The organism is Streptomyces sp. NPDC052773 (assembly GCF_044547145.1).
GTDB lineage: Bacteria > Actinomycetota > Actinomycetes > Streptomycetales > Streptomycetaceae > Streptomyces.
Genome location: NZ_JBITZX010000024.1, coordinates 35,729 through 62,619 on the forward strand (window position 1 = coordinate 35,729; position 26,891 = coordinate 62,619).

At 70.2% G+C, this 26,891-nt stretch carries 27 protein-coding genes, 1 tRNA gene and 4 pseudogenes; 17 read left to right on the forward strand and 15 right to left on the reverse strand.

Annotation, left to right across the window (positions count from 1 at the left end; translation table 11 throughout):
• Positions 1-12 precede the first annotated feature (12 nt).
• From ACIG0D_RS34025 to ACIG0D_RS34040, 4 genes and pseudogenes are all read right to left on the reverse strand, one after another.
• On the reverse strand, positions 13-879 hold the full coding sequence (locus ACIG0D_RS34025) for a GNAT family N-acetyltransferase (RefSeq protein WP_399809015.1): 867 nt from the start codon (positions 877-879) through the stop codon (positions 13-15).
• A 248-nt stretch (positions 880-1,127) separates the two neighbouring features.
• A complete protein-coding gene (locus ACIG0D_RS34030) occupies positions 1,128-2,015 on the reverse strand; it encodes a septum formation family protein (protein WP_399808941.1) in 888 nt (295 codons plus the stop codon).
• 276 nt (positions 2,016-2,291) lie between these two features.
• The gene (locus ACIG0D_RS34035; protein WP_399809021.1) at positions 2,292-2,543 is read right to left on the reverse strand and encodes a hypothetical protein; all 252 of its coding nucleotides are present in this window, start codon (positions 2,541-2,543) and stop codon (positions 2,292-2,294) included.
• A 195-nt stretch (positions 2,544-2,738) separates the two neighbouring features.
• Positions 2,739-2,929: pseudogene (locus ACIG0D_RS34040) on the reverse strand (DNA mismatch repair protein MutT); the annotation flags it as partial.
• 125 nt (positions 2,930-3,054) lie between these two features.
• On the opposite strand from ACIG0D_RS34040, the gene ACIG0D_RS34045 reads away from it, so the two are divergent.
• Entirely contained in the window at positions 3,055-3,546 is a 492-nt protein-coding gene (locus tag ACIG0D_RS34045; protein WP_399808944.1) for a hypothetical protein, read from the forward strand.
• A complete protein-coding gene (locus ACIG0D_RS34050; protein ID WP_399808947.1) occupies positions 3,543-3,863 on the forward strand; it encodes a transcriptional regulator in 321 nt (106 codons plus the stop codon). Before ACIG0D_RS34045 ends, ACIG0D_RS34050 begins: the two co-directional genes overlap by 4 nt.
• Positions 3,864-4,338: 475 nt before the next feature.
• Here ACIG0D_RS34050 and ACIG0D_RS34055 read toward each other — a convergent pair.
• A tRNA-Gly gene (locus tag ACIG0D_RS34055) sits at positions 4,339-4,412 on the reverse strand.
• Between the two features lie 294 nt (positions 4,413-4,706).
• On the opposite strand from ACIG0D_RS34055, the gene ACIG0D_RS34060 reads away from it, so the two are divergent.
• The 3 genes from ACIG0D_RS34060 (at position 4,707) to ACIG0D_RS34070 (ending at position 6,203) form a co-directional block, all read left to right on the forward strand.
• Positions 4,707-4,871, forward strand: a complete 165-nt coding sequence (locus tag ACIG0D_RS34060; RefSeq protein WP_399809024.1) for a hypothetical protein — start codon at positions 4,707-4,709, stop codon at positions 4,869-4,871.
• Positions 4,872-5,124: 253 nt separating this feature from the next.
• The gene (gene dcd / locus ACIG0D_RS34065; protein WP_289920749.1) at positions 5,125-5,700 is read left to right on the forward strand and encodes a dCTP deaminase; all 576 of its coding nucleotides are present in this window, start codon (positions 5,125-5,127) and stop codon (positions 5,698-5,700) included.
• Between the two features lie 5 nt (positions 5,701-5,705).
• Positions 5,706-6,203 carry a phosphoribosyltransferase gene (locus ACIG0D_RS34070; RefSeq protein ID WP_399809018.1) on the forward strand — a complete coding sequence of 166 codons (498 nt, stop codon included), beginning with the start codon at positions 5,706-5,708 and terminating at the stop codon, positions 6,201-6,203.
• A 74-nt stretch (positions 6,204-6,277) separates the two neighbouring features.
• Here ACIG0D_RS34070 and ACIG0D_RS34075 read toward each other — a convergent pair whose 3' ends face one another.
• The 3 genes from ACIG0D_RS34075 to ACIG0D_RS34085 form a co-directional block, all read right to left on the reverse strand.
• Positions 6,278-7,321, reverse strand: coding sequence for a Yip1 family protein (locus ACIG0D_RS34075; RefSeq protein ID WP_399808950.1), 1,044 nt, complete (start codon positions 7,319-7,321; stop codon positions 6,278-6,280).
• Between the two features lie 54 nt (positions 7,322-7,375).
• Positions 7,376-8,851: a VCBS repeat-containing protein gene (locus ACIG0D_RS34080; protein ID WP_399808953.1), complete on the reverse strand. Its 1,476-nt coding sequence runs from the start codon at positions 8,849-8,851 to the stop codon at positions 7,376-7,378.
• 207 nt (positions 8,852-9,058) lie between these two features.
• Complete coding sequence (locus ACIG0D_RS34085; protein ID WP_399808956.1) at positions 9,059-10,345, reverse strand: FG-GAP-like repeat-containing protein; 1,287 nt, start codon at positions 10,343-10,345, stop codon at positions 9,059-9,061.
• 130 nt (positions 10,346-10,475) lie between these two features.
• Between ACIG0D_RS34085 and ACIG0D_RS34090 the strand changes: the two genes are divergently transcribed.
• The 3 genes from ACIG0D_RS34090 (at position 10,476) to ACIG0D_RS34100 (ending at position 12,683) form a co-directional block, all read left to right on the forward strand.
• Positions 10,476-10,997, forward strand: coding sequence for a hypothetical protein (locus ACIG0D_RS34090; protein ID WP_399808958.1), 522 nt, complete (start codon positions 10,476-10,478; stop codon positions 10,995-10,997).
• A 343-nt stretch (positions 10,998-11,340) separates the two neighbouring features.
• A complete protein-coding gene (locus ACIG0D_RS34095; protein WP_399808961.1) occupies positions 11,341-12,333 on the forward strand; it encodes an EamA family transporter in 993 nt (330 codons plus the stop codon).
• On the forward strand, positions 12,330-12,683 hold the full coding sequence (locus ACIG0D_RS34100) for an antibiotic biosynthesis monooxygenase family protein (RefSeq protein ID WP_399808962.1): 354 nt from the start codon (positions 12,330-12,332) through the stop codon (positions 12,681-12,683). The genes ACIG0D_RS34095 and ACIG0D_RS34100 overlap by 4 nt, the downstream gene beginning before the upstream one ends.
• A gap of 176 nt (positions 12,684-12,859) precedes the next feature.
• On the opposite strand, the pseudogene ACIG0D_RS34105 reads toward ACIG0D_RS34100, so the two are convergent.
• Together ACIG0D_RS34105 and ACIG0D_RS34110 are read right to left on the reverse strand one after the other, a co-directional pair.
• Positions 12,860-13,231: pseudogene (locus tag ACIG0D_RS34105) on the reverse strand (tetratricopeptide repeat protein); the annotation flags it as partial.
• A pseudogene (locus ACIG0D_RS34110) lies at positions 13,146-13,469 on the reverse strand (hypothetical protein); the annotation flags it as partial. The pseudogenes ACIG0D_RS34105 and ACIG0D_RS34110, both read right to left, overlap by 86 nt.
• A gap of 330 nt (positions 13,470-13,799) precedes the next feature.
• On the opposite strand from ACIG0D_RS34110, the gene ACIG0D_RS34115 reads away from it, so the two are divergent.
• The 5 genes from ACIG0D_RS34115 to ACIG0D_RS34135 all read left to right on the forward strand — a co-directional run bounded on the left by ACIG0D_RS34115 (position 13,800) and on the right by ACIG0D_RS34135 (position 17,227).
• On the forward strand, positions 13,800-14,186 hold the full coding sequence (locus ACIG0D_RS34115; protein WP_399808965.1) for a hypothetical protein: 387 nt from the start codon (positions 13,800-13,802) through the stop codon (positions 14,184-14,186).
• Positions 14,187-14,261: 75 nt separating this feature from the next.
• The gene (locus ACIG0D_RS34120; protein ID WP_399808968.1) at positions 14,262-15,575 is read left to right on the forward strand and encodes a hypothetical protein; all 1,314 of its coding nucleotides are present in this window, start codon (positions 14,262-14,264) and stop codon (positions 15,573-15,575) included.
• A gap of 95 nt (positions 15,576-15,670) precedes the next feature.
• Positions 15,671-16,168 (forward strand): hypothetical protein, encoded by a 498-nt coding sequence (locus ACIG0D_RS34125; protein ID WP_399808971.1) that lies wholly within the window; start codon positions 15,671-15,673, stop codon positions 16,166-16,168.
• Positions 16,169-16,254: 86 nt separating this feature from the next.
• A complete protein-coding gene (locus tag ACIG0D_RS34130) occupies positions 16,255-16,767 on the forward strand; it encodes a hypothetical protein (RefSeq protein WP_399808974.1) in 513 nt (170 codons plus the stop codon).
• A 109-nt stretch (positions 16,768-16,876) separates the two neighbouring features.
• Positions 16,877-17,227, forward strand: a complete 351-nt coding sequence (locus ACIG0D_RS34135; protein ID WP_399808976.1) for a DUF4333 domain-containing protein — start codon at positions 16,877-16,879, stop codon at positions 17,225-17,227.
• A 76-nt stretch (positions 17,228-17,303) separates the two neighbouring features.
• Here ACIG0D_RS34135 and ACIG0D_RS34140 read toward each other — a convergent pair whose 3' ends face one another.
• From ACIG0D_RS34140 to ACIG0D_RS34150, 3 genes are read right to left on the reverse strand one after another with little or no spacing between them, the layout of a single operon-like run.
• Positions 17,304-17,534: a hypothetical protein gene (locus ACIG0D_RS34140; RefSeq protein WP_399808979.1), complete on the reverse strand. Its 231-nt coding sequence runs from the start codon at positions 17,532-17,534 to the stop codon at positions 17,304-17,306.
• Between the two features lie 19 nt (positions 17,535-17,553).
• Positions 17,554-18,333 (reverse strand): GntR family transcriptional regulator, encoded by a 780-nt coding sequence (locus tag ACIG0D_RS34145; protein ID WP_399808982.1) that lies wholly within the window; start codon positions 18,331-18,333, stop codon positions 17,554-17,556.
• Positions 18,330-18,872 (reverse strand): GntR family transcriptional regulator, encoded by a 543-nt coding sequence (locus ACIG0D_RS34150; protein ID WP_399808984.1) that lies wholly within the window; start codon positions 18,870-18,872, stop codon positions 18,330-18,332. Before ACIG0D_RS34150 ends, ACIG0D_RS34145 begins: the two co-directional genes overlap by 4 nt.
• Positions 18,873-19,422: 550 nt before the next feature.
• Here ACIG0D_RS34150 and ACIG0D_RS34155 point away from each other — a divergent pair.
• Entirely contained in the window at positions 19,423-19,620 is a 198-nt protein-coding gene (locus tag ACIG0D_RS34155) for a hypothetical protein (RefSeq protein WP_399808986.1), read from the forward strand.
• Here the strand turns inward: ACIG0D_RS34155 and ACIG0D_RS34160 are convergent.
• A complete protein-coding gene (locus tag ACIG0D_RS34160; protein ID WP_399808988.1) occupies positions 19,617-20,036 on the reverse strand; it encodes a hypothetical protein in 420 nt (139 codons plus the stop codon). The two genes, ACIG0D_RS34155 and ACIG0D_RS34160, sit on opposite strands and share 4 nt — an antisense overlap.
• A 149-nt stretch (positions 20,037-20,185) precedes the next feature.
• Positions 20,186-22,477, reverse strand: coding sequence for a heterodisulfide reductase-related iron-sulfur binding cluster (locus ACIG0D_RS34165; RefSeq protein ID WP_399808991.1), 2,292 nt, complete (start codon positions 22,475-22,477; stop codon positions 20,186-20,188).
• A gap of 225 nt (positions 22,478-22,702) precedes the next feature.
• Here ACIG0D_RS34165 and ACIG0D_RS34170 point away from each other — a divergent pair.
• The 3 genes and pseudogenes from ACIG0D_RS34170 to grpE form a co-directional block, all read left to right on the forward strand.
• Positions 22,703-23,566 (forward strand): annotated as a pseudogene (locus ACIG0D_RS34170) (MraY family glycosyltransferase); the annotation flags it as partial.
• Positions 23,567-24,344: 778 nt separating this feature from the next.
• The gene (gene dnaK, locus ACIG0D_RS34175) at positions 24,345-26,204 is read left to right on the forward strand and encodes a molecular chaperone DnaK (protein ID WP_399808995.1); all 1,860 of its coding nucleotides are present in this window, start codon (positions 24,345-24,347) and stop codon (positions 26,202-26,204) included.
• Positions 26,201-26,875 (forward strand): nucleotide exchange factor GrpE, encoded by a 675-nt coding sequence (gene grpE / locus ACIG0D_RS34180; RefSeq protein ID WP_399808998.1) that lies wholly within the window; start codon positions 26,201-26,203, stop codon positions 26,873-26,875. The genes dnaK and grpE overlap by 4 nt, the downstream gene beginning before the upstream one ends.
• Positions 26,876-26,891: the final 16 nt, after the last annotated feature.

Here is a 26,891-nt window from a genome sequence, read left to right on the forward strand (position 1 = left end):
CCTCGGCTCTGATCAGTAGAGAATCGAGGGCAGGTACGCCCCGTCGGGCTCGTTGTACAGACCGACGCTCATCAGACTCAGCAACTGCACCACCCTGAGTCCGCTCGCCAGACACCACTGGAGCAGCAGGCTGTTGCGCGCGGGCACGAGGATGCCGGGCCCGCCGAACGCGGGCGCGGAGGCGATCAGCGCCTGGAGGTCCGGGGTGGTCTCGGCGACGGCATGCGCGAAGAACGCGAGGTCCGTGGCGTACCCGGTCACGCGTCCCTCGCGCTCGACGACCCGGGCGGTGCCCTGCTTCAGCGCGTCGGCGACCTCACCACCACGATCGACGCCGTGAACCCGCCGGCACAGCTCGTTGCACGCACGAAGATCCGCATCCACGGCTTCCCGGACGGCATACCCAGCGACCCCCCGCTGGATCGCCTCCCCCTGCACACAGGCCACGGTCTCCCGGAACACGAACCCCAGGCTGACGTACAACGAGAACGACCTGTTGTGATACCCGCTCTGCAACAACCGGATCCCCGGCGCCCCCCGCTCGGCGGCCCGGCGCATCACATCCTGCATGAGCCGCCGGCCCACACCCCGGTTCTGCACAGCCGGATCGATGGTCACAGGCCCGACGCCCACGACCGGCGACCGCTCGTCCAGGAAATTACTCCCCACAACGCGCCCGTCGATCTCGGCGACGACGCTGTAGAACCCCGGATTCGTCAGCGCCTCCTCGATCAGCGCGACACCCACCTCGGGACTGGGTATGTCAGGCGGAAAACCATGCTCACGAGCGATCCCGGCGAACGCGTCGAAACAAATCCTGCCGCACTCCGCCGCATCCTCGGCAGTACCTGGGCGCAGGACGAGATCCACGATCCCCATCTCCTTCAGCACACGCCCGCACGGAAGCCCTCCTTCCATGCTCCGCCTGCTGAAGCGGCGCCGCAAAACCAGCCGGATCTGGCTGTAGGTCTGCCCGACCTCAGCCCGGAGCGGCGCTATCGGAACAGCTCCGGCACCGGACGTACCTCCAGCGGCTCCCCGGGGGTCGGGTGTGGGGACAGTCGCCGAGCTCCTGGGAAGCGGGGGCCGGGCTTGACGCACGCGGCCCCCGCTGCCCCGACGAAGCGTCAGCCCGCCCAGACCTCGGCGTCGTCGGCCGGAACGGTGGTGGCCAGGCCCAGTTCCTTGCGGGCGGCGACCGACTTGTTCGGGTCGATGCCGGTGAACGCCGGGTCGTAGGCGATGTAGAACGCGTCGGCGTCGGCGGCGTTGGCGGCGTTCTTCCAGTTGCCGGCCGCCTTCGTCAGCGTCGAGCGGAGCTTGCCGACCTCGGTGCCCTCGATGCCGGCCAGACCCTTGACGTGGGCGTCGAGGGCGGCCGCTACGGCCTTGGCCTGCGCCTTGTAACCGGCCAGGTCGTCCTCGACGGTGTCCTTCTCGGGCTGGTTCGCCCACAGGGCCTCGTAGACCGCGTTCGAGCCCTTGAGGTAGGTGATCTGCTCGGGCTTGAGGGACTTCGCGCTCTCCAGCGAACCCTTGAACGTGCCCTTCTCCGCGGTGTAGGTGCAGCTCACCGCGCGGTCACCCGTCGCCCAGCTCTCCTTGGTCGGCGTGTAGTAGAAGAGGGCGGCGCCCTTGGGAAGCGCCCAGGTGTCCGGCGCGAACTTCTGCGCCTCGACCGGGCAGCGGGTGTCCGCGATCGCCGTGATCTCGTCGTCGCCGGGGTACTCCTGGCCCTTGTCGATCGCGAACTCGCCGACGACCTGGCCGGTGTGCGCCTCGTCGCACGGCACGACCTCGACGGCGTACGCCGTCCCCTCGGCCTTGCCGTTCGGGTTGTAGCACTCACCGATGTCCAGCGAGTACACCGACTGCTGGCGGGCCGCCTTCTTCGCGGTGTCCTTGGCGCTGTCGACGGCGTCGGAGACCTCCGAGCATCCCACCGCGCCGATCGCGAGCAGGGCGGCAACGGCGGGTATGCCGCGAAGGGAACGGTGCGGGGCACGGACTGTCATGACGTGTACATCCTCTTACGTGATCTCTGTGAGCGCCTGCGGCTCGTACGGGGTCTCTGACTCGCGACAGGCCGAGAGGGTTGTATCCGGGCTGCTCACGGGGTGGGAGTCCGGTTTACCTTGAGACGCATCTGGCACCTTGGTATGGAGTCGATCACGCACCGCGACCTGTTCGCCTCGCCGCTGGATACAAGGTGGCCGTCTCGGGCGGGGCGCGCTTTCACCGTGATTCCCCGTCGTTCCCGCCCACTTGGTGCACTTGTGGTGCTGCGGACTTCAGCGCCGGAGGCCGGGCGCCGGCTCGATGACGTCAGCCCAGACACGATCGCCCCACGGGTTTCCCTCTACACCGAGGCGCGCCGCGACAACATCGTCGAGGAAGTGCGCCTGAGCGACGCTCACAGCCTCGTCGACCCACCAGAACGAGTCGCACTCGGTGCACAGCAGGAATGGCGTCCCGTCGTCCTTGAAGCGGTACGGATGGACCCCGTCTTGCCCGCAGCGCGGACAGACATGTTTGGCTGGCATGAACAGCACGGTACCTCCGAGCCGAGTCACGCTTTTCAGCTGTGTTGGTGGGGCGAGAGGCTGTGTGCAGGGGCGCTCACCTGGGTTCATGTCTGGTTGGGCCCAAACGTGGGCGCATCCGCAGGTCTTGGCTGAACGGCCCTGCACGGCGCTGAATGAGACGGAAACTGAGACGGAGCACGGGCACGTCTCCGACCCCAGGCAGGGCGGCGGCCAGTTCTCAAGAAAATGGCGGAGCCTCAGGCGCTCGTGTGATGCATCGGCAGGCTCGCCAGTTCTGCCGGGTCGACGAAGCGGACCTCTGTCGACTCGTCGGAGACGGTCGGTTCCCCTCCCACCATGCGAGCCCGGAAGCAGACGTTGAACTGGCGGCGCACCTCGCCGTCGCAGCCGCTCTTCCGTGAGGCGTCACCCGCGCGGAGAGGTGGAGCCAAAGCGGCCGAGCCGGCCACTTGCCGCACAGGAAACTCGTCTCTTTCCATATCGGAAACTGGACGCTAGTCTTTCCAGTATGGAAACTCACGGGGTACGACTGACGCCGGAGCAGGCCCATGCCGCCCTGGCCGACACCAAGCACATCCGGGCCTCCGTCGCGTCCCTGTCGGCCACACCGTGGCCGAACTGGTTCTTCATCACGCTCACGCTCTACGTCGCCGCGTTCCCGATCACGTACGGAGGCGTTATGGCCGACTCGGACTGGCTGCTGCCGCGCCCCGCCTGGATGGCCATCATGCTGACAAGCACTGCGGTGTACGTGGCGCTCTTCGCCGTCGCGGCGAAGGCGTGGCGCAACAAGACCGGGGTGGCGCTGCGGTTCGACGTGCTGCCCAAGCGGGCGACCGTGCCGCTCTCGGTGGGCCTGCCCGTGCTGATGGTGGGGGCAGCGTTCGCTTTCCGCGTCACGGGACGGCCGGTGTGGCTGATCGCGGCCTCGCTGATCGGTGCCACCGTGTCCGTCGGCTTCCACCTTGCCTTCGTTCGCCTGCACCGGAAGACCCCGTGAGCGCCGAGATCCGCGATCCGCTGGAGGGTTTCGACACCACCATCCACGCCCCGAACCGGCTGCGCATCTGCGCCCTCCTGGAAGCCGCCGACGAGGCGGAGTTCGGCCTGGTCCAAAAGCAACTCGGCCTCACCGCCTCTGCGCTGAGCAAGCACGTCACCGTGCTGATGGACGCCGGCTACGTCGAGCAGCGCAAGGCCGTCCGCAACACCCGGCAGCGAGTGTGGCTACGGCTGACCCGGCGAGGCCGGGACGCATATCAGGGGCACCTCGCGGCGCTGCGGGCGATTGTGGGGTCGTCGGATCCGTCTCTCTGATCACGATCGGAGCCAGATGAGGAGCACGGCGGCGGTGACCGTACCGACGCAGACGCATCTGCGTGGAGACCGGAGGCCGTCCGCCGCGGTGCGCGCTGCTGCAGCCGGGCGGTCGTGAGGTCTCTCCTCTCCGGAATCGTGTGCCGGACACCACGCCTGCGGAGGCAAGCGCAGATCCCGGCGCGGGGAACCCGATTCTTGTCCATGACGGGCTCGGAACGGGGGGTCGGTCCGAGCCCAGCTTCATGCTTCATCGGACCTGAGGGTCACCCACAGGGGCGGCAAGTACCCGGCCCCCGGAAGGGTCAGTGAGCGTTAACACTGAAAACGCTCAACTCTGTGCACGGGGTCCGGGGCCACCCTCAAGGACATGGTGGCCCGTGCCGGGCAGTCCTCCGAGAAGGCGGCGCTGATCAGCACTCCGACCAAGAGCGAACAGCAAAAAGGCCCGGGTCTGTGACCTGGGCCTTCTTCGTGGAGCGGGTGACGAGAATCGAACTCGCGCTCTCAGCTTGGGAAGCTGATGTTCTACCATTAAACTACACCCGCGTAAGACGCCGACCGATGGGTCGGTGTCCGAACGCTCGCCCACTGTACCAAACCGCAGGCCCCCGGTGTTCAAGCCGAGGGGCCTGAGTCTGTTTCCGGGGGGACTGAGCGGGCTTCAGGGCGGGTACGCGGCTGCGGCAGGCGGGAGTTGGGGCGTACGGTGGAGGGGTCGCCAAGGGGCCGGGCGGGATCGGAGTGCCGCCTGGAGGGGCGTCCCGATGATCCCGTAGTGTGGCTTTTGTCGTCAGGCAAGCAGCAGCCAGACGCGGCTCTTGGGGAAGGGACTTAAGGGACTTGATGGAGCGCACCGTCGTCCGCTGTGCCGATGGGCACGTGTTCACCACCGCCTCGTTCCCGATGCAGCAGGCCGAGCGGCTCGGCCCGGGACGGCTCGTCCGCTGTCCGCGCTGTGCGCGGCTGCGGAGCGTCGTGCCCGTGGCGGCGCTGGAGAAGCATTAGCCACCAGCGGCCGGCGTCAGCAGTCGGCGCCAGCGGCCGGCACCGGCAGCCGGGCTTCAGCAGTCGGCGCCAGCGGTCGGCATCAGCAGCCGGCGCCGGCAGCGGGCACCTGTGGTCGGCATCAGCAGCCGGCGCCGGCAGCCGGCGCCGACGGTCGCCGACCGTAGTCGGTCGTAGAAGCAAGGGTTACGGCATGGGCGCGCGAGGTCCTCACGATTACGAGGGCCCCGCGCGCCTTGCGTATCCTCGGGGCGTGCTTCTCTCAGACAAGGACATCCGGGCCGAGATCGACGCCGGGCGGGTACGGATCGATCCCTATGACGAATCGATGGTGCAGCCGTCGAGCATCGACGTGCGGCTGGACCGTTTCTTCCGGGTGTTCGAGAACCACCGGTACCCGCACATCGACCCCTCCATCGAGCAGGCGGATCTGACGCGGCTCGTGGAGCCGGAGGGGGACGAGCCGTTCATCCTCCACCCCGGGGAGTTCGTGCTGGCCAGCACGTACGAGGTGATCACGCTTCCGGACGATCTCGCCTCGCGGCTGGAGGGGAAGAGCTCGCTGGGGCGGCTCGGGCTCGTCACCCACTCCACCGCCGGGTTCATCGACCCCGGGTTCTCCGGGCACGTGACCCTCGAGCTGTCGAACCTCGCCACCCTGCCGATCAAGCTGTGGCCCGGCATGAAGATCGGCCAGCTGTGCATGTTCCGGCTCAGCTCGCCGGCCGAGTTCCCGTACGGGAGCGAGCGGTACGGCTCCAGGTACCAGGGGCAGCGCGGTCCGACCGCGTCCCGCTCCTTCCTCAATTTCCACAGGACGCAGGTGTGAGCAGCGTGAGCGACGTACGGGAGAATCTGACCTACGAGCGGTTCGGCACCGCCATCCGCGAGCTCGCGCAGACCATCGCCGACGACGGCTACGAGCCGGACGTCGTGCTCAGCATCGCGCGGGGTGGGGTGTTCGTGGCCGGTGGGCTCGCCTATGCCCTGGACTGCAAGAACATCCATCTCGTGAATGTCGAGTTCTACACCGGTGTGGGCACCACGCTTCCCATGCCCGTGATGCTCGCCCCCGTGCCCAACGCGATCGACTTCACCAACAAGAAGGTGCTGATCGCCGACGACGTCGCCGACACCGGCAAGACGCTGAAGCTGGTGCACGACTTCTGCCTCGAGCACGTCGCCGAGGTGCGGTCCGCGGTGATCTACGAGAAGCCGCACTCGCTCGTGAAGTGCGAGTACGTGTGGAAGCGTACCGACGAGTGGATCAACTTCCCGTGGTCCGTCGAGCCGCCCGTGGTGAAGCGGGCCGGGCAGGTGCTCGACGCCTGACAGGCGGCAGTCCGCAGCATGCACGAAGGGCCCCTGGCGCGACGCCAGGGGCCCTTCCGCGTGCGCGAGAAGCGCTAGAACGTGCCCAGCTTCACGATCGACAGCAGCGCGATCAGCTGGATCGCCGACGCCCCCAGCGCCTTCGGCCACGGCAGGTCGTGGGAGCGGGAGACCATCAGGGTGAGCAGGGCGCCGCCCGCGACCCAGGTGGCCCAGCCGAGGATCTGGACGAACGGGGCGTCGCCGCCGAGGAACATCGCCACGACCAGGCGCGGCGCGTCCGACAGGGACATGATCAGCATGGAGAGGCCGACCGTCGGCTGCCAGGCGCCGTTGCCGCCGAGCTGGCGGGCCAGGGTGTGGGTGACCACGCCCAGGATGAACGCGCTCAGCACCATGGCGACCGCGGTCGTCAGGACGATCGGCACCGCGCTGGAGAGCGTGGCGTTGATCGCGTCCTCGCGGGCGCCGTCGAAGCCGAAGACCGCGAGCAGGCCGTAGAGGAAGGTGACGATGAGGGCGGGGCCCCACATCGTGTAGTCCCGCATCCGGAGGAACGTCTGGTTGGGGGCCAGGACGATGCCCTTCAGCAGGTCCTTCCAGGGCAGCCGCGGGCCGATCGGCGCGGCCGGGGCCATGGCGCCCGCCTGGTAGGTCCCGCCCTGCTGGTACGGGTCCTCGTCGATGGAGAAGGCCTGGGTGTGGCCGGGGTTGTTCGCCGCGTACGGGTCCGCGGTGCCCGGGTGGGGGTACGACGAGCCGTCGTCGCCGAAGTACTCCGGCTCCCCGCCGCCGTGACCGCCGTAGCCGACATGGCCGCCCGGTCCGCCGTGACCGCCGGCGTTCGACGGGGGCCACGGTCCGCCCGGTCCGCCGCCGTAGCTCTGCTGCCCCGGGTACGGGTGCGGCTGCGGCGCGGGGGGATGGCCGTACGACGACGGGCCCTGCGGCGCCTGCCGGCCGTACGGGGGGTGTTGCGGTCGCGTGTGCGGGGCGCGGTCGTCCCGGCCGCCGCGTCCGATCCTGAATCCAGCCACGTCAACGAACGTACCTGGTCCCGGAGAGTGACGTGCCGGGCCCGGGGTTCCGGGCCCGGCTTTGCTGCCGAGCTGTGACATCCCTTACGGATGTCCCCTAAGGGGGCCGACCGGGGCGGCCCGGACCGGTCGGGCTCAGTCGGCGATGTTCACGCCGAAGGCCGGCGCTCCGGTCGTCGAGACGCCGGTCGCGCTCGGCGAGACGGTGCGGCTGCCGGACGTGGTGATCTTCGTGCCGTTGGACGGCAGGTAGAGGATCGCGCCGTTGCCGTCGTTCTCGTACGAGCCGGCGATCAGGTCGGCGCGGCCGTCGCCGGTGACGTCGTCGAGCTTGACGTCGGCGCCGAGCGCGTCGTTCTTCTCGTCCTCGCCGGGGACGCCGGCCGTGCTCTGGGCGAACGACTGGGCGCCGGAGGAGGTGTTCAGGCCGGAGGCGGAGCCGTACAGGACGGTGACCATGCCGGTGTCGGTGATGCCGTCGATGTTCTCGCCGGCCACGCCGACCACCAGGTCCTGGTAGCCGTCGCCGTTGATGTCGCCGAGGTCCAGCTCGTAGCCGAAGTAGTCGTTCTTCTCGGAGGTGCCGGGGACGTTGCCGGTGTTCTGGGTGACGCTGGTGGTGGAGCCGGCGCCGCTCGAGGTGCCGTACGTGATCCACACCTTGCCGCCGTCGGAGGCCTCCGGGAAGGCGACGTCGCCGTCGGCCCGGTTCCAGTACATGCCGGTGACGATGTCTCCGTAGCCGTCGGCGTTGATGTCGCCGATCGCGGTGATGACACCCGCCTTGAGCTGCTTGGCGGAGGCGGTGGACAGGCCGCTCGCGGTGCCGGGCACCAGGTAGTTGGTGTTCCAGCCGTAGTCGGTCTGGGTCTCGAAGCCGTCCACGACGAGGTCGGTGCGCTGGTCGCCGTTGACGTCGCCCGCGGTCAGGTTGAGCGGGCCGCGGGCGGAGCCGCCGGACTGGATCGGCGGCTTGATCGTGTACCGGCCGCCGACCGCCTTGCCGGTGGCGCTGATGCCGCCCTTGAGGACGTGGATGGTGCTGGAGGTGTTGCCGACCGCCAGGTCGGCCTTGCCGTCGCCGTCGAAGTCGCCGGCCGCCAGGTTCTTGCCCCACATGTCGTGCGAGGAGGGCGCCGGGTCGCTGATCGTGACGCCGGTGCCGGTCAGGCCCTTGGCGGAGCCCCACAGGACGGCGACGCCGCCGCCGTCCTGGTCGCTGCCGACGTCCTCCCAGGGGGCGGAGACGGCCAGGTCGTCGTAGCCGTCGCCGTTGAAGTCGGCGTACGCGGTCTCGGCGCCGAAGCCGTCGCCGGTCTCGGCGCTGCCCGGGGTGCCGGCGGTGTTCTGGCTGATCACCGCGCGCTTGGTGGAGGTGACACCGGTGGCGGTGCCGTACAGGGCGACGACCTGGCCGGCGGTCTGCTTGCCACTCACATAGGCGCCGGCGGCGGAGAAGGCGACATCGCCGATGCCGTCGCCGTTGAAGTCGGCCTGCGGGACGTGCGTGGAGTCGGCGGCGGTCGCCGTCGCGGCCGTGAGCGTGAGCAGCCCGCCCGTCAGCGCGGCCGCGGTGGCCGTCGCGAGGGCGAGTCGCAGGGTGTGCTGCATGCGGATCTCCTGCGGCATGCGGGGACGCCCGGTGGGCGTCCCGAGTCGATGGGGGTGCGACGGACGGCGCGCGCGCCGGGACGCCTCGGCTGGTGTCGCCGGGAGTTCCCCAGGTGTTCACGGTCCGGTCGGCGAACAGGAGACCACCGGTGGGGCGGAAGGGTTGTACGTGAGTTCGAGGGACGTTCGAGGGTGTTCGAGGTCCGATCAGCGGGCCAGGAACCCGGACGTCGAGAAGGTGAGCACCGGCGTGCGGGCGAGCAGCCCGGACTTCGCGCCCTGGTACAGCGCGACGGTGTCCTCGGTCTCGCCCCGGTGGGTCCGTACGACGAGGTCGTCCCGCCCGTCCCCGTCGAAGTCCCCGGCCGCCACGACCCGCGTGGTACCGGCGGCGGGCGGCCGCACCGTCACCGGACCGGCCGCGGGGAGTCCCTTCGTACGGCCCTGGAAGACGCGCAGCGCCCGGCCCGCGCCGCCGGAGACGAGCTCGCTGAGGCCGTCGCCGTCGAAGTCGGCCGTGTCGAGGAGGGCGCCGGGGGCGGGCAGGGCGGCGCGGACGGGGGCCGGGAGGTCGTAGCGCAGGGCGGTCTCCGCCGCCGTGCCCACGGCCGCGTCCAGCGCCGCGCCCCTGCCGAAGCGGCCGAGGGCGACGTCCACGCCGGAGGGCAGGGTGACCCCGGTGCGGGTCGGTCCGGCCGGTCCGCCGAGGACGACCGCCGAGGGGCCCGCGCCCTCGGCCGTACGGACCACCAGGTCGTCGTAGCCGTCGCGGTCGACGTCGGCGGACGGGCCGACGGGCACGTTCCCGGGCGCGGCGATCGGCGCGCCCGCCGCCTTCGGGGCGCCCCTGCGGGTGAACGGGCCGCGCAGGTAGCTGAGTTGTTCGCCGGAGGCGTGTACGACGAGATCCTGCGCGCCGTCGCCGTCGAAGTCGCCGCACACCGGCCGGTCGGGCCAGTCGTTGCCGGCCCGGGCGCGGTCCGGGACGACGAGCTTCACGGCGCGGCCGGTGAGGCCGTCCGGGGAGCCGAAGAGGAGCTGGAGGGGGACCGGGGGCCGGCCCTGGCCGTCGTACGGCGGATCCGTGGACACGACCAGGTCGGTGAAGCCGTCCCCGTCGAGGTCACAGCTCGCCGCGGCGTCGAGGACGGCGGGCAACTGGCCCGCCGTACGGGCGCCTTGCCCGCTCGGGGTGATCAACTGCCGGGCTCCGGGCGTCAGTCCGTGCGGGCCGCCGCCGTAGACGACGCCGATTCCCGCGTCGTCGGCGTGGCTCTGCTGCTTGACGAGGTCGTTGAGGACGAGGTCGCGGTGGCCGTCGCCGTTGAAGTCGTCGGGGACGTCGCTGCCGTCGCCGCGGGGCACGGGGAGCGGGGGTGGGGCATCGGCGGCCCGCTTCACGGGAGTTCGCGGCTCGGAGGGGGCGGTGGGCCCGCACGCGATGAGCAGCAGGACCCCGGTTGTCACGGCAGCTCCGGCAGCTCGCTTGCGCATCGTTCACCTCGTCCGCCCGCATGGACAACAACTGAGTAATGATGCACCTGTTCGAGAAAAGGCGGATAGTACGAAAACTTCGTTGACCGGAATTGCACAGCGGCCGGGAAACGGTCCTAGGCTGACCGTCGTGGACGACGACCGGAGCATCATCGACCTCCTCCATGCCCTGGACCGCCTCCCCGGACCGGAGCACCTGGAATTCCCCGACGGCTTCGACTCCATGCGCGCGCGCATCCGCGCCATCCAGCTCAGGAAACGCCTGAACGAGGATTTCGGCACCCCCGAGCGCGACCAGCCCGTCCGCCTGGACGACGGCATCCAGGACGCGTCCTTCTCCTTCGGCCTGCGCATCCCGCCGGGCGTGACGGAGGCCGGCGAGTGGATCTGCGTACGGCTGAGCAACTACGGCGACCTCGCCGTCGTGACCACGCCCAAGCCGGACAGCCACCCGGACCTGGACGCGGCGGTGGCGGACGGCGCCCTGTCCGAACGGGACCGGCACCGCGTCGAGAGCGCGCTGAAGGAGATGGAGTACCAGCCGGTGCCGCCGCGGCTGCTGCTGCGCGAGTACGACGGGGTGACGTGGCTCGCGGACGCGGAGCCGGCGGGGGAGGTGACCTGGTGGACGCGCTTCTTCGACTACCTGTGAGCCTTCGCCTACGTGTGAGCCTTCGCTTGCCTGTGAGCCTTCGCTTGCCTGTGAGCCTCCGCTTGCCTGTGAGCCTTCGCCTGCCTGTGAGCCTCCGCTTGCCTGTGAGCCTTCGCCTGCCTGGGACGGCCGCCGCCGGGCCGCCGCATAGAATCGCCGCATGAAGACCTACTGGCACGTCGTTCTGCCGCCGCTCTGCGCCTGACGGGCGCAGACGGCGGACCGACCGTCTGATCGACTCCCCGACCGGCCCGCAGGGCGGTCGGGGGGCGTCGTCGTGCGCCCGTTCTCGGACTCTCACCACCCGGTCCCGGACGCATTCGACGACGGAAGATTCACGACAGTGCCGAACCGCACCTCATCCCTGGCCGCCGCACGCCCGCGCACGCCACGCACGCCGCGCACCGGTCTCCGTACCGGTCTCCTCGCCGGCCCCGCTCCCATCCTCATCTCGGCCGTCCTGTGGGGTACGACCGGAACCGCCGGCGCACTCGCCCCGGCCGGCGCCCCCGCCGCGGCCATCGGCTGCGCGGGCCTCACCCTCGGCGGCCTGCTGCTGTACGCCACCTCCCGCGCCGCCCGCGCGCTGCCCGCCGCCTGCACCCGCCGCGAACGGTGGCTGCTGCTGCTCGGCGCGCTCGCGGTGGCGGGGTACCCGGTCACTTTCTACCCGGCGACCGCCCGCACCGGCGTGGCCGTGGCCACCGTGATCGCGCTCGGCAGCGCCCCGGTCTTCGTCGGCCTGCTGTCCTGGGCACTGGGGCACTCCCGCCCGACCACCCGCTGGACCTGCGCCACCGCCGCGGCGGTCCTGGGGTGCGTGCTGCTGGTGCTGGGCCCGGAGTTCGGCGGATCCGCCGAGCCGGTGGACTTCACCGGCGTCCTGCTGGCCGCCTGCGCGGGGCTGTCGTACGCCGTCTACTCGCTGATCGGCGGCCGGCTGATCGCGGACGGACATCCCTCGGACGCGGTGATGGGCGTGCTGTTCGGGGCGGCGGGCGTGCTGGTGCTGCCCGTGGTGGTGGGTACGGACACGAGGTGGCTGACCGAGGCGTGGGGTGCGGGGGTGGCGCTGTACCTCGCCCTCTTCACCGTCTGCCTGGCGTACCGCCTCTTCGGCCACGGGCTGCGCGGGACGCCGGCGTCCGTGGCGACGACGCTCACGCTCGCGGAGCCTGCCGTCGCGGCGGTGCTGGGAGTGGCTGTGCTCGGGGAGCGGCTGCCGGTGGTGTCGTGGGGTGGGTTGGTCGTGCTGGGGGTCGGATTGGGCGTACTGACGGTCCGGGCCGGTGGACGCGGGGATACGCGGGAGGCGTCCGGCAGGATGGAGCCATGAGCGTAGTGAAGATCAACGTGCTGACCGTGCCCGCCGAGCAGCGGGAGGTCCTGGAGAAGCGGTTCGCGTCCCGCGCCCACGCGGTCGAGTCCTCCGACGGTTTCGAGTGGTTCGAGCTGCTGCGGCCCGTCGAGGGCACCGACAACTACCTGGTCTACACGCGGTGGCGGGACGAGGAGTCGTTCCAGGCGTGGATGGAGGGGCCGATGAAGGCGGCTCACCAGGGCGGCGGGGGCCAGGGCGGCGGGGGCCAGGGTGGCGAGGGCGGGGAGCGTCCGAAGCCGGCCGCGTCCGGGTCCACGCTGTGGTCGTTCGAGGTGGTGCAGCAGGCGGCGCCGAAGGGGGAGTAGGCGGGGGCGCCGGGGATTGCCGGAGATTGCCGGGGATCGCCCGGGATTACCGGGGATTGCCCGGGATTGCCGGGGATGAGGGCTGACGACCCCTCATTCCCGGCTCCGTCCTCACTGCTCCGGCTTTCGCGGAGCCAGTCGAGGATCCGATGCGTGACCAGGGTGTCGGGGTGGTCCTCGCCCAGCGTTCGCCGCTTCCGGTCGAGGGTGTCCTCGGCCAGGGCGCGGGCCCGCTCGAACTGCCGCAGTGCGCCCAGCCGGACGGACAGGTTGGAGGCGGTGGCCAAGGTGTGCGGGTGGTCGTCGCCGAGAGTCCGGCGGCGACGGCGCAGAGTGTCCTCGTCGAGGGCACGGGCACGCTCGTGGTCCCGGGTGTCGTCGTAGGCGCGGGCCAAGTAGTGGGCAGTCCACAGCGTGCCCTCGTGCTCGGGCCTCAGCTGTCGGGACCAGACGTCGTAGACGTCATCGGGACTGGCCGTGGTCAGGAGGACTTCGGCGTCCCGGCCGGCCTGTCGGCGTTCGTCGGGCGTCAGCTGATCGCGCAGCACGTTCTGCGTGAGCCGGTGCAACTGGACGGTGCCGTCCTGCGCGCGGGCCAGGCTGTGCCGGGTGATGCCTTGGAGCGCGGTGGCGGCGGTCAGCCGGCCGGCCAGTACGTCCGCCAGGGGGCCGGACGAGTCGGCGGGCAGGCGGCCGGCGCAGGCTCCAGTAGTCCAGCTCGACCTGGTGCCCGGCGTCCACGAGCTGCCAGGCCACCCACTCCGCCCACGCCCGGTCCGCCCCCGCGTGGCTGACGAACCACGGTCCGCCCGCCCCCTCGAGCCAGCCATCCCGCCTCGCCCGCCCCCGAGTTCCGCTGCCGAGTTCCGCCGCACTGAGCCTATGAGGTCAGGCCCAACCCCTGCGATCGTTCACCGGTTCACGTACGAGGGGCCGGGAAGTGCGAAGAGGCTGTGAAAGAAGATCCAGTGGAATCAGAGGCCGCCGAGGGGGCCCAGGGGCGCGCGCTACTGTACGGATGTTCGTTGAAGTGGGGATCGGTTCGCCTTGCGAACACCTGCGCGGCGTACCGGAAAACGAGTCCCAGGCAGGCCCGTGGTCAGGACGGGGAGTGACGTGACGCAGCAGACCGTCGGGATGCGACTGAACCAGTTGCCGGCCGACCCCGGCGGCTCCGGCGGTCAGACCGATCTCGCGTCTTCCCCCGCCGAGAAGAAGGCCGCGGCGAAGGCCATCGAGGACGAGATCGAACCCGGCACCCGCAAGGCCGGCGACTTCGCGGACACGGAGACCAACGACGCCGTCAAGGCGTTCCGCGACGGATGGCGCACCTCGGGCGCGCTGAAGAAGGCGCACGAGACCTGGGGCGAGCAGGTGAAGAACCTGATGAACCGGCTCGCGTCGGAGAAGGCGGCGCTGCGGAGTGCCAGCACGGCGCTCCAGGGGGCGGATCTCCAGACCGGTGTGGACACCCGTGCCGTGTCGGTGATCGACGGCTACTGACCGCACCTCTCACGCGTCCAGTTCGACGGCCGCCGCGCGCCCGGCAGGCCGCCACCGCACAATCACGGGGACCCGATGCCGACGTACGACGAGATCATGGCGACCGACCTGTCCGCGCTCACCACGGCCGCCGAGCGCTGGGACGGGATGGCGAAGGCGTTCCACACGCAGGAAACCGCCTACAGGCGGGACGTGCACGGCATTTCCATGGGGCAGAGCTGGACCGGGCTCAGCGCGGACGCCGCGAGCAAGCGTTTCGACATCACGCTGAAGGAGTTCCAGAACGCCCAGGTCGAGGCGAAGGCGGTCGCCTCCCTGCTGCGGGACGCGCACACCCAGTTCACGGATCTGAAGAAGAAGCTGGAGTCGGCCCGTAAGGACGCCATCGAAGCGGGCATGGCGGTGTCGGGGCAGGGCGTGGTCTCCTACGACACCACGAAGCTCACCGACGGCGAGCGCAACGCCCTGCACCACGACCCGGACTACCGGGAGTCCGTGAGCAAGGCCGTCGCCTCGTGGCAGGCGCGCATCGACCAGCTCGTGAAGGACGTCGGGGAAGCCGACGCCGGGGTCGAGATCGCCCTCAAGGCGGTGGTGCTCGACGGGAACATCGACGACGGCACGCTCAGCGGCTTCAACGGCCAGGCGCAGGGTGACATCGAGAAGTACGAGGCCGCGGCGGCAGCGGAGGCCAAGAAGGAGGCCCAGGAGAAGAAGGAGGGGTGGGTCGCCGAAGGGGAGACCTCGACCTCCGGCCCCGGCACCGGTACGTCCGTCAGCGGGCCCGACGCCAAGACCGGGAAGCTGGGCGAGGCCGAGGCCCATGCCGACCTCGGCCGGGCCACCGCGGAGGGCTCCCTCACCAACGGGCCGATGAAACTCGCCGGTGAGGCCGAGGCGTACGCGGGTGCCAAGGCGTCCGCGAGCGCCACCGTCACCAACGAGGGCTTCAACGGCGGCGCGTCCGCCTTCGCGGGCGCCGAGGCCACGGCCTCGGGCACGGCCGACGCGGGTCCCGTCGGCGTCTACGGACGGGCCGAAACCATGGCCGGTGCCGAGGCCGGGGTCAACGCGGGGGCGGGGGTGGACGGTGTGCAACTCGGCGCCGAGGCTTTCGCGGGCGCCAAGGGCTCGGTGTCGGCGGGAGCGGACGTCGGCGGCATCGGTGTGGGCGTCACGGCGGAGGGCTGGGCGGGGCCCGGTGCGGAGGCGAGTTTCAACTTCGCCAAGGACGCGAACGGCACCTGGCACGTCGGTCCCAAGGTGGGCGTGTCCCCGCTGCTCGGTGGCGGTCTGGGGTTCGAGTTCACCCTCAACCCGGGGAAGGTCGTCGACACGGCGGGCGGTGTGGCCGACGCGGTGGGGGACGTTCTGGGCAGTGTGTTCTGAGGTACGCACCCCCTTTCACCTCTTTCACCTCTTTCACCCTGTCATCCCTTCCACTGCCGTTCACCGCCCTCAGCCCGTAGCAAGGAGTGCTCACCATGGCGACGACCCTCCCCGTACCCATCGCCTTCGAGTTGCCGGAGGGCTGGCGCGCCGCCTCTCCGGACGAGGCCGGCGCACCCGGCGCCGCGTTCGTGGCGGTTCACCCGCGACCGGACGCCGGATTCACCGCGAACATCACGATCGACGGCGAGTACCGCCCGGACGCGGCGACGCTGTCCGAGATCGCCGACGCCTCGGTGGAGCGGATGCGCCGGGCCGTCGGCTCCGTCGAGGTGACCACGCGCCGGGAGACCGGCTCCGCGGAGGCGCCCGGCCTCACCCAGACACTGGCCCTGTCGGCCGCGGTGAAAGGCGCGTACCTGGACCTCGTCCAGGCACAGGCGTACCTGTCCCTGCTGGACGTCACCGATCCGGCCCGACGGGTCGTGCTGCGGCTGGTCCTGACCGCCACCGCCGCGCAGTTCCCGGAGGTACTGGAGGACTTCCAGGACTTCGTGCGCACCGTGCGCCCGGACACCGGGCAGACTTCCTAGCGCCCCTGTTGCCCGGCCCGGTGATGCGTATCGCTCCGGCCCGGACGATGTTGAACCGTCGACCCGACCTCTCCTAGGTTGAACCCATGGGACTCTTCGACAAGCTGACCGGTACCCGGCGTCCCGAGGACGGTGTCACACCGGCCCCGCTCGAGGAGGTCCGGACGGCGCTGCTCGGGCTGAACCGGCCGGATGTGCCGTACGTCATCCGGGACGGCGCCGCGGAGGACGCCGACCTGGTGGCGGAGTGGCGGATGAACGAGCCCGCCTGGCAGGCCTTCTTCCTGGAGTCCCAGCTGTCACGTGCTGTGCGGATCCGGATGCGACTGGTCCAGGAGGAGCACGAGGTGCGCGCTCTGGAGGAGCAGTGGGAGGTCACACGCGTCGGCGATCCGCCGAGGCTTCAGATCTCGTCGCAGTACTCCCGCGGTCCGGACCGCACGGTCTCCCGCCACTGGACGATCGGGCGGGGGGAGAGCGGCCGGCTCGAAGTGACGGAGACCTTCCGCTTCGACGGCGCGGACCTGCGCAACCCGCTGCGGGACGCTGTCCTGAAGGCGGGCTGGACCTGGCGCGGAGTGGTGTTCGGCAAGCTGTGAGCACGTGGTGAGGAGAACGTGCGCACGGCACCGGCCGCGTCCGGGCGCCGGCCGTGGCCACTATGCTTCCGGCGTCTTTCCGTCCTGATCATCTGAATGGGAGCCAGCCATGACCCCGCCGCGTCTGCCCGCAGCATGGAGCCTCGCGACCCTGGCCGCCGGCGCGCTGCTCGTCGGCTGCTCGGCCTCGGCCGATGTCGGCGATTCCGAGCCCAAGCTGTCCTCCGGGAAACTCGCCGACACGGTCGCCCAGAAGCTCGCGGACACCACCGGCCAGCCCAAGCCGGACGTCACCTGCCCCGAGGACCTCACCGGCAAGGTCGGCACCACCACCCGCTGCACCCTCACCGCGGACGACGGCAGCACCCTGGGCGTGACCGTCACCGTGTCCTCCGTCGACGGAGACAAGATCAACTTCGACATCAAGGCCGACGAAACGGCGTCACCGGCCGCGAACTGACGTCGACGCTCCCCGCCACGGCACGGTGGCGGGTACGCGCGGTCTCGGGCGGCGTGGTCCGGCGCGGAGCCGTGGTTCAGGAGGCCTGCGCCACCGACTCCGCTTCCGACGGCGTTGTGCGGGGAGCCGGCTGACGATCCAGACGGGCCACCACCGTGTCGTGGAAGCGGCGTACGGCGTCGTCGACACTGCGGATGAAGCCGGTCTCGACGTCAACGCTCAGCGGAACTTCAGTACTCGACGAGTTCACCCCGAGGCAGTTCGCGCGTAAGCCCTGATCAGCGCTCGTCGCCGCACCCGCGGTCACTCGGGGTGGACCCTTGCAGTCACTCCGGTGTGAACTCGTACTGCAGCTCGTAGAGATGCCCCGCCTTCACCATGACCGTCGCCTCGACCGGGCGTCCGTCCTCGGTGTGGACGACGCGGAGGGTGCACAGGACGGGCAGGTTGCCCGGAAGGCGCAGGAGGCGGAACTGTTCCTGCGTGGGGACGCGGGCCGAGACGCGGTCGACGCTTCGGTGGGGTGGGTGGCCGAGTTCCGTCAGGAGGGCGGGGGTGCCGCCCTTGATGCGGCGGCGGTCCATCAGCGGGGTGCCGTGGGCGACGTCCAGGGGGTAGTAGGACTTGACCACTTCGGCGGGCTCGTCGTCGATGAGTACGAGCTGGCTGCGGAGGAGTGCCGTCCCCTCGTCCGGGAGGCCGAGGGCGGCGCGAACATCCGCCGGCGGGCGCACCTCGGTCACGTCCAGGAGCGTGATCCGGGCGTCGGTGCCGTGTTGGGCAGCCTCGGTGAGCCAGGGGTAGGGCGCGTCGGCGGTGGGCGGTGTCAGGGAGGCGGCGGGGTGGATCGTGCGTTGGCGGTGTTCGCGCACCGTCACCGCCGCGCCCGCGCGTCCGACCACCAGGCCCTCGTCCTTGAGGAGTTGCAGTGACTTCTGGACGGTCGCGTTCGAGGCCTCGAACCGGGCCTTGAGCTGGGCGGTGGAGGGCAGGCTGGCACCTGGCGGAAGGTCACCGCTCATGATGTCGTCGCGCAGGTCGGCCGCGATGCGTTCGTGCAGTGAGCGGCGGTCGTGGGCGTCCGGTTCGGCCTTGGGCACGGTCATCCGATCCTGATCTCGTAGCGCAGCTGCTGGCGCCCGGCGGGCATCACCATACGGTCGACCTGGATCGGCCGGTCGTCCCGGTCAAGGGTGAGTCTGGTGAGCCGTAGGACCGGTTCCTGATCTGTCATGTCGAGAGCCTGCCGTTCCTCTTCGTCCGGCATCCCGGCCGTCACGTCCTCTCGGATGCGTGCGCCGACGTATCCGAGGCCGGCGAGCAGGGTGACGGCTCCTCCCTTGATCTTGGCGGTTCCGGACAGAGCGGTGCCCCGTGCGATCTCGGTGGGGTAGTAGGTGTCGGTCAGCTCGTTCGGCTCGTCGTCGAGGAGGATCAGGCGTCGGCGTACGACGACGGGCTCGCCCTCCGGGATCCCGAGCACCTGCGCAACTTCGGAGGGCGCAGGGACCTCGCCCGCATGCAGGATGCGCTGCGTGCCGCGACGTCCGTGTGCGGCGGCGTCGGCGCTCCACGCGTCGCCTTGACTGTTCTCACGTGGCGTCAGATACGGCATCGAGGTGCTGACCCACCTGCTGGTACTCACGGTGACCTCCCCTGGCTGACGCCGACGCGACCTTGCCGCTTTACACGTTATGCGACGCGGTCTTTGACTCCGCTACCGCGCTCCTTGCTGCTATTCGCGAATAGCGATACGGTCGCATCGTGCGCTCTCAGGCACCCACCGACCCGATGGGAACTGATGACATGATCGACCTCCTCCGGCGCTTGGCGGATTGGTTGGGCTTACGGCTCATGCCGGGCGAAGTTCACTGCCCAGCGGATGCCCTCCTCCCGCCGCTTCCTCTCTGGCCCTTGGATGCGGAGCCGCTTCCGCCGCACCGCAGCCCGTATGGCCTGGAGACACTGCTCGATGGCGCGGAGACCGTGGCCGTACGTCCCTACCTTTGGGCGGAAGCGTCAGGCGGCTACTGGGGCTACGGCACGGAGGTGGCCTGATGGGGCCAGCTGAAGGCCGGGGGCCGGATCCGAAAGACGGACAAGTGGGGCGGCACGTTAGACCGCTGCCCTGGGCCGCGTGCGAGGGCAAGCCGAGTTATCTGATCACCGACGAACGTGGGGGTCCGGTCTCTCGATTGGCCGACGCCGTGGAGGAGTTCCAGCTCGGCATGGGCCACCAGCTCCTCGGTCACGCCCATGCGATGCTGCCGACCGCTCCCGCGGGCGAACTCCGGTTCCTCGCCGAATGTCTGGCCGATGCTCTCGGCAACGCCCTGCGTATCGCGGAGAGCCGGTGGCCGCGGCGGGACCGTACGCCTGAAGACGGGGCCTAGAAGATCGCCGCGTAGCCGAAGACGAGGAGCAGCGCGGCGGAGGCAGCGCAGAACGTGGCGAGGAAGAACCACATGACGGCGCCCAAAGGCATGATGACCATGTCCACGACGGCGAAGGAAGCGTTCCTCGGGTCATCCGTCCGGTAGCGCAGCTGGGCGTGCGAGCCGGTCTTCCTTCGGTCCTGCTCGGAAGTGCGCGGCACGTAGACGACATGGCTCGTGCCGTCCGGGGTGACGAAGCGGTAAGTGTGACGCGAGATGCCCGAGGCAACACAGGTCGCCTTGACGCGCTGCGTTCCCCGCAGGGCAGTCCGCGCTTGCCGGACGAGGTCGATGCCCAGTCGGCTCACCTGCCAGCTTCCCCAGAAGAGACCCGCGGCGGCGAGTACCGAAACGAGTCCGACGAATATCCCCATCAGCCGAGCCTTCCACTACTTCCTCCCCAGCGGAAGCAGCTCCACAAGTGACTCTGAGAACGAGCCCTGGTGGTCGCACCTGGCGGGAAACGGGTGACGCCCCCGCGGCCCGGGAGGGCTGCGGGGGCGTCAGGTGTGCCGTAGGAGTGTTACTTCACCGGCTCCGGCTCCGGTGCGTTCTCCGGTGTCGTCGGGCCCGTCGGGTCCTCCGGGTCCGTCGGGGTCTTGACGGAGTCCAGCAGGAGCTGGGCGACGTCGACGACCTGGATGGACTCCTTGGCCTTGCCGTCGTTCTTCTTGCCGTTGACCGAGTCGGTGAGCATGACCAGGCAGAAGGGGCAGGCCGTCGAGACGATGTCGGGGTTCAGGGAGAGGGCCTCGTCGACGCGCTCGTTGTTGATGCGCTTGCCGATGCGCTCTTCCATCCACATGCGCGCGCCACCCGCGCCGCAGCAGAAGCCGCGTTCCTTGTGGCGGTGCATCTCCTCGTTGCGCAGGCCCGGGACCTTGCCGATGATCTCGCGCGGGGGCGTGTAGATCTTGTTGTGGCGGCCCAGGTAGCAGGGGTCGTGGTAGGTGATGATGCCCTCGACCGGGGTCACCGGGATCAGCTTGCCCTCGTCGACCAGGTGCTGGAGCAGCTGGGTGTGGTGGATGACCTCGTAGTCGCCGCCGAGCTGCGGGTACTCGTTGCCGAGCGTGTTGAGGCAGTGCGGGCAGGTGGCGACGATCTTCTTCGCCGACTTCGGCTTCGCGGACTCCGGGACGACCTTGCCCTCGTCGTCCAGCTCCTCGCCGAACGCCGTGTTCAGGGCCATCACGTTCTCCATGCCCAGCTCCTGGAACAACGGCTCGTTGCCCAGGCGGCGGGCGGAGTCGCCCGTGCACTTCTCGTCGCCGCCCATGATCGCGAACTTGACGCCCGCGATGTGGAGGAGTTCCGCGAAGGCCTTCGTGGTCTTCTTGGCGCGGTCCTCCAGGGCGCCGGCGCAGCCGACCCAGTAGAGGTAGTCCACCTCGGAGAGGTCTTCGATGTCCTTGCCGACGACCGGGACCTCGAAGTCGACCTCCTTGGTCCACTCCAGGCGCTGCTTCTTCGCCAGGCCCCAGGGGTTGCCCTTCTTCTCCAGGTTCTTGAGCATCGTGCCCGCCTCGGAGGGGAAGGCGCTCTCGATCATGACCTGGTAGCGGCGCATGTCGACGATGTGGTCGATGTGCTCGATGTCCACCGGGCACTGCTCGACGCAGGCGCCGCAGGTGGTGCAGGACCACAGGACGTCCGGGTCGATGACGCCGTTCTCCTCGGCCGTGCCGACCAGCGGGCGCTCGGCCTCCGCCAGCGCGGACGCGGGGACGTCCTTCAGCTGCTCCTCGGACGCCTTCTCCTCGCCCTCCATCGTCTTGCCGCCGCCCGCCAGCAGGTACGGCGCCTTGGCGTGGGCGTGGTCCCGCAGCGACATGATCAGCAGCTTCGGGGAGAGCGGCTTGCCGGTGTTCCACGCGGGGCACTGCGACTGGCAGCGACCGCACTCGGTGCAGGTGGAGAAGTCCAGCAGGCCCTTCCACGAGAACTGCTCGACCTGGGAGACGCCGAAGACGTCGTCCTCGCCCGGGTCCTCGAAGTTGATCGGCTTGCCGCCGGAGGTCATGGGCTGCAGGCCGCCGAGCGCCGTCGAGCCGTCCGCGTTGCGCTTGAACCAGATGTTCGGGAAGGCGAGGAAGCGGTGCCAGGCCACACCCATGTTGGTGTTGAGCGAGACCGTGATCATCCAGATCATGGTCGTGCTCAGCTTGATCATCGCGAACAGGTAGACCAGGTTCTGCAGCGCGGTGACGCTCAGCCCGTCGAGGGCCATGATCACCGGGTACGACGCGAAGTACGCCGCCTCGTAGTGGTCCACGTGGTGCAGGGCACCCTCGAGCGCGCGCAGCATGTAGATCGCGAGGCCGATGGTGAGGATGACCCACTCGACGAAGTAGGCCTGACCCATCTTGGAGCCCGCGAAGCGGGACTTGCGGCCCGGCCGGCTCGGCAGGTTCAGCAGCCGGATGACCATCAGCACGGCGATGCCCAGCGTCGTCATCGCGCCGATGAACTCGATGTACATCTCGTACGGCAGGAAGCCGCCGAGCACCGGCAGCGTCCAGTCGGCCTGGAACAGCTGGCCGTACGCGGTGATGATCGTCGGCGGCAGCGTCAGGAAGCCGATCGCCACGAACCAGTGGGCGATGCCGATGATGCCCCAGCGGTTCATCCGGGTGTGTCCCAGGAACTCGCGGACCAGGGTCACGCTGCGCTGGTAGGGGTTGTCCGTCCGGGTGCCTGCCGGGACCGGCTGGCCCAGCTTGAAGTACCTGACGAACTGGCCGATCGCGCGTGCGAGCAGCGCAACGCCGACCACGGTCAGGACCAGCGACACGATGATCGCGGCGAGTTGCATTGGGGGCTCCTCGGGCCTGCGAGGGAGATTACTAAGCGGTAACTTATGCAGTCCGTCTGAGACTACCCGTATCTTCCGCCGCACTGTAGCCGGGCGCGGGGTGATCTGAGTCGCTGAGGGTTGCCTCAGCGGTCGACGGTGATCGGGACCGGAGGGAGACGGTTCCCGCCGTGACCGATCGTGTTATTCGTATCAAATCCATACATTCGCCCCTACTTTAGTTCCGTGCTCTACGGGATCGCCGCCGCCACCGCCGCCCTCGTCCTGGCCGCCCTCCTCGCGGCCCTGCTGTGCGCCCCCGCGCTGCGCCTCGGCCTGCTGGACCGGCACCCCCGGAACCGGCCGCTGCCGCTGCTCGGCGGCGTGGCCGTGGTGCTGCCGACCGCCGGCGTGGCGACGCTCGGCGACCTCACCGGGGTCGCCCCGCTCGGCGAGGGCGTCGCCGCGCTGCTCGCCGCCGCGGCCGGCATCGCGCTGCTGGGCCTCGCGGCCGACGTACGGCCCCTGCGGACCCGCGCCCTGTTCGCCGGTACGGCGGTGGCGGCGGCCTGGGTGATGCCGTACGAGGAGACCGGCGTCCTGGGCGGGGCGCTCGCCGCCGGCTGGGTCGCCGTGATCGCGCTCGCCTTCCGGTCGCTCGACCACGCGGACGGGCTCGCCGGGACCGTCGGGGTCGTCACCGCCTTCGGGGCCGGGGTGTGCGCGGCGGCGGAGGTGATGGACGGACTCGCGGTCCTGCTGAGCGTGCTGGCCGCCGCGCTGACCGGGTTCCTGATGCACAACTGGCCCCCCGCGCGGATCGGGCTCGGCGCCTGCGGGTCCCTGTTCACCGGGTTCCTGCTCGCGGCGTCGGCCGTCTTCACCCGCGCGGGACGCGATCCCGGTGAATCCGCTGCGGTGCTCTTCGCCCTCACCGCGGTGGCCGCCATCCAGCCGGTCCTCGGCGCGGCGCGGTGGTGGCGGGAGCGACGGGGGCGGCGGCTGGGGGTGCCGAACAGTCTGCCGGGCGGTCTGCCGGGCGGTCGGCTGGGTGGTCGGCTGGGTGGTCGGCTGGGTGGTCGGCTGGGTGGTCTGCCGGGGGGTCTGCCGGGGGGTGGGTCCGGTCGTCGGGGCGGTGGCCTGCCGGGCGGATCGCCGAGTCGGTGGCCGAGTGATCTGGCGGGCCGTCTGCCGGGTCGTCTTCCGTACAGGCTGCACCGCATGCACGGCTTGCACGATCGGCCCGGCGACCCCGCGCATAGGCGGCTGCGGGAGACCCCGGGGAACCCCGCGCCCAGGCTGGCGGAATCCGCGTACGGCCGGGCGGACCGCCGCCTGCGGGAGGCCCCGTACAGCCCGGCGGTCCGCCTGCGGGAGGCCCCGTACGACGTCACGCGCCCGCCGCGAGAAGCGCCGTACGGCGCCGTGCGTCAACCCCGGGAAGCCCCGGACGACCTCGCGCACCAACCCCGGAAAGCCCCGGACGACCTCGCGCACCAACCCCGTGAAGCCCCCGGCCGCCCCGCGCGCCACCCCCGTGAAGGCGCTCCCGACGGGCTCGCCTGTCGGCTGCGGCGGCTGGGGATGACCACTCAGGGGGCCGTCGTGGTGCCGAGTGGGGGCGCGGTCGTCGGGGTCGTGGTCGCGGTGCTGGTGCATACCGGGGCGGTGGGGGCGGGGGCCGTGTGGTGGGTCCTCGGAGGGGTGATCGGGCTGCTTCTTCTGCTGTGTCGGAGTGGGCGCCGAGGGGCATCGCCGCAGGTCGGCGCGCGGTTGCGTGTAAGGAGCGGATAAGAGTTGAGTCAACTCGGCTCAGGTCTGTTGACCCGGCGCATGGTGTGGGGCACACTTGAGCCTGTTCCACTCAAGTCAGCTGGAGGAATCAACCATGGCACGTGCGGTCGGCATCGACCTGGGCACGACTAACTCCGTCGTCAGCGTTCTGGAGGGCGGCGAGCCCACCGTCATCACCAACGCCGAGGGCGCCAGGACCACGCCGTCCGTCGTCGCCTTCGCCAAGAACGGCGAGGTGCTGGTCGGCGAGGTGGCCAAGCGTCAGGCGGTCACCAACGTCGACAGGACCATCCGGTCGGTCAAGCGCCACATGGGCACCGACTGGAAGATCAACCTCGACGGCAAGGACTTCAACCCGCAGCAGATCAGCGCCTTCGTGCTGCAGAAGCTGAAGCGGGACGCCGAGGCCTACCTGGGCGAGAAGGTGACCGACGCGGTCATCACCGTCCCGGCGTACTTCAACGACGCCGAGCGCCAGGCCACCAAGGAGGCCGGTGAGATCGCCGGTCTGAACGTGCTCCGCATCGTCAACGAGCCGACGGCCGCCGCCCTGGCGTACGGCCTCGACAAGGACGACCAGACCATCCTCGTCTTCGACCTCGGTGGCGGTACGTTCGACGTCTCGCTGCTGGAGATCGGCGACGGTGTCGTCGAGGTCAAGGCCACCAACGGTGACAACCACCTCGGTGGTGACGACTGGGACCAGCGCGTCGTCGACTACCTGGTCAAGCAGTTCCAGTCCGGGCACGGCGTGGACCTGTCCAAGGACAAGATGGCGCTGCAGCGTCTGCGCGAGGCCGCCGAGAAGGCGAAGATCGAGCTGTCCTCGTCCACCGAGACCTCGATCAACCTGCCGTACATCACCGCCTCCGCCGAGGGCCCGCTGCACCTCGACGAGAAGCTGACCCGCGCCCAGTTCCAGCAGCTGACCGCGGACCTGCTGGAGCGCTGCAAGACGCCGTTCCACAACGTCATCAAGGACGCCGGCATCTCCATCAACGAGATCGACCACGTCGTCCTCGTCGGTGGCTCCACCCGTATGCCCGCCGTCGCCGAGCTCGTCAAGGAGCTGACCGGCGGCAAGGAGGCCAACAAGGGTGTGAACCCGGACGAGGTCGTCGCCATCGGCGCCTCGCTCCAGGCCGGTGTCCTCAAGGGTGAGGTCAAGGACGTCCTGCTGCTCGACGTCACCCCGCTGTCCCTCGGTATCGAGACCAAGGGCGGCATCATGACCAAGCTGATCGAGCGGAACACGACGATCCCGACCAAGCGGTCCGAGATCTTCACCACCGCCGAGGACAACCAGCCGTCCGTGCAGATCCAGGTCTACCAGGGCGAGCGCGAGATCGCGGCGTACAACAAGAAGCTCGGCATGTTCGAGCTGACCGGTCTGCCCCCGGCGCCGCGCGGCGTCCCGCAGATCGAGGTCTCCTTCGACATCGACGCCAACGGCATCATGCACGTCACGGCGAAGGACCTCGGCACCGGCAAGGAGCAGAAGATGACCGTCACCGGCGGCTCCTCGCTCCCGAAGGAAGAGGTCGACCGCATGCGCGAGGAGGCCGAGCGCTACGCGGAGGAGGACCACAAGCGCCGCGAGGCCGCCGAGACCCGCAACCAGGGCGAGGCGCTGGTCTACCAGACCGAGAAGTTCCTCAAGGACAACGAGGACAAGGTCCCCGGCGACGTCAAGACCGAGGTCGAGGAGGCCGTCGCCGAGCTGAAGGAGAAGCTCAAGGGCGAGTCCGCCGAAGGTGACAACACGGCCGAGATCCGCACCGCCACCGAGAAGGTCGCGGCCGTCTCGCAGAAGCTGGGCCAGGCGCTGTACGCCGACGCCCAGGGCGCGCAGGCCGCCGGCGGCGCCTCGGCCGGTGCCGGTGAGGCCAAGGCCGACGACGACGTCGTGGACGCCGAGATCGTGGACGACGAGCGCAAGGACGGTGCGGCGTGACGGAGGAGACCCCGGGCTTCGAGGAGAAGCCCGACGTCCCCTCCGGCGCCACCCCTGACGACGCCGAGCCGAAGGCCGCCGCCTCCTCCACCCCGGAGGAGGGGGCGGCCCCGGCCGGGGACGCGAACGAGACAGCGGGCCTGGTCGCCCAGCTGGACCAGGTGCGCACCGCGCTCGGTGAGCGCACCGCGGACCTCCAGCGCCTCCAGGCCGAGTACCAGAACTACCGCCGCCGGGTCGAGCGCGACCGGATCGCGGTCAAGGAGATCGCCGTGGCGAACCTCCTGACCGAGCTCCTGCCCGTCCTCGACGACATCGGGCGCGCGCGCGAGCACGGTGAACTGGTCGGCGGCTTCAAGTCGGTGGCCGAGTCGCTGGAGACCGTGGCGGCGAAGATGGGCCTGCAGCAGTTCGGCAAGGAGGGCGAGCCCTTCGACCCGACGATCCACGAGGCCCTGATGCACTCGTACGCGCCGGACGTCACGGAGACGACCTGCGTCGCGATCCTCCAGCCGGGGTATCGCATCGGCGAGCGGACCATCCGCCCCGCGCGGGTCGCCGTCGCCGAGCCCCAGCCGGGCGCGCAGACCGTCAAGGCCGAGGGCGAGCAGAGCGCCGAGAGTGCGGAGAAGGCCGACGACAAGGAGAACGGTGGCCCGGAGGAGGGCTGACGTTATCGCGTACGCA

What these genes read in the sequence shown, in the direction of transcription:
- ACIG0D_RS34025 (WP_399809015.1), bottom strand. Translation starts at nt 879, where the DNA reads ATGGGGATCGTGGATCTCGTCCTGCGCCCAGGTACTGCCGAGGATGCG.
- ACIG0D_RS34030 (WP_399808941.1), bottom strand. Translation starts at nt 2,015, where the DNA reads ATGACAGTCCGTGCCCCGCACCGTTCCCTTCGCGGCATACCCGCCGTT.
- ACIG0D_RS34035 (WP_399809021.1), bottom strand. Translation starts at nt 2,543, where the DNA reads ATGCCAGCCAAACATGTCTGTCCGCGCTGCGGGCAAGACGGGGTCCAT.
- ACIG0D_RS34045 (WP_399808944.1), top strand. Translation starts at nt 3,055, where the DNA reads ATGGAAACTCACGGGGTACGACTGACGCCGGAGCAGGCCCATGCCGCC.
- ACIG0D_RS34075 (WP_399808950.1), bottom strand. Translation starts at nt 7,321, where the DNA reads ATGTCACAGCTCGGCAGCAAAGCCGGGCCCGGAACCCCGGGCCCGGCA.
- ACIG0D_RS34080 (WP_399808953.1), bottom strand. Translation starts at nt 8,851, where the DNA reads ATGCAGCACACCCTGCGACTCGCCCTCGCGACGGCCACCGCGGCCGCG.
- ACIG0D_RS34085 (WP_399808956.1), bottom strand. Translation starts at nt 10,345, where the DNA reads ATGCGCAAGCGAGCTGCCGGAGCTGCCGTGACAACCGGGGTCCTGCTG.
- ACIG0D_RS34100 (WP_399808962.1), top strand. Translation starts at nt 12,330, where the DNA reads ATGAGCGTAGTGAAGATCAACGTGCTGACCGTGCCCGCCGAGCAGCGG.
- ACIG0D_RS34120 (WP_399808968.1), top strand. Translation starts at nt 14,262, where the DNA reads ATGCCGACGTACGACGAGATCATGGCGACCGACCTGTCCGCGCTCACC.
- ACIG0D_RS34125 (WP_399808971.1), top strand. Translation starts at nt 15,671, where the DNA reads ATGGCGACGACCCTCCCCGTACCCATCGCCTTCGAGTTGCCGGAGGGC.
- ACIG0D_RS34130 (WP_399808974.1), top strand. Translation starts at nt 16,255, where the DNA reads ATGGGACTCTTCGACAAGCTGACCGGTACCCGGCGTCCCGAGGACGGT.
- ACIG0D_RS34135 (WP_399808976.1), top strand. Translation starts at nt 16,877, where the DNA reads ATGACCCCGCCGCGTCTGCCCGCAGCATGGAGCCTCGCGACCCTGGCC.
- ACIG0D_RS34145 (WP_399808982.1), bottom strand. Translation starts at nt 18,333, where the DNA reads ATGACCGTGCCCAAGGCCGAACCGGACGCCCACGACCGCCGCTCACTG.
- ACIG0D_RS34160 (WP_399808988.1), bottom strand. Translation starts at nt 20,036, where the DNA reads ATGGGGATATTCGTCGGACTCGTTTCGGTACTCGCCGCCGCGGGTCTC.
- ACIG0D_RS34165 (WP_399808991.1), bottom strand. Translation starts at nt 22,477, where the DNA reads ATGCAACTCGCCGCGATCATCGTGTCGCTGGTCCTGACCGTGGTCGGC.
- dnaK (WP_399808995.1), top strand. Translation starts at nt 24,345, where the DNA reads ATGGCACGTGCGGTCGGCATCGACCTGGGCACGACTAACTCCGTCGTC.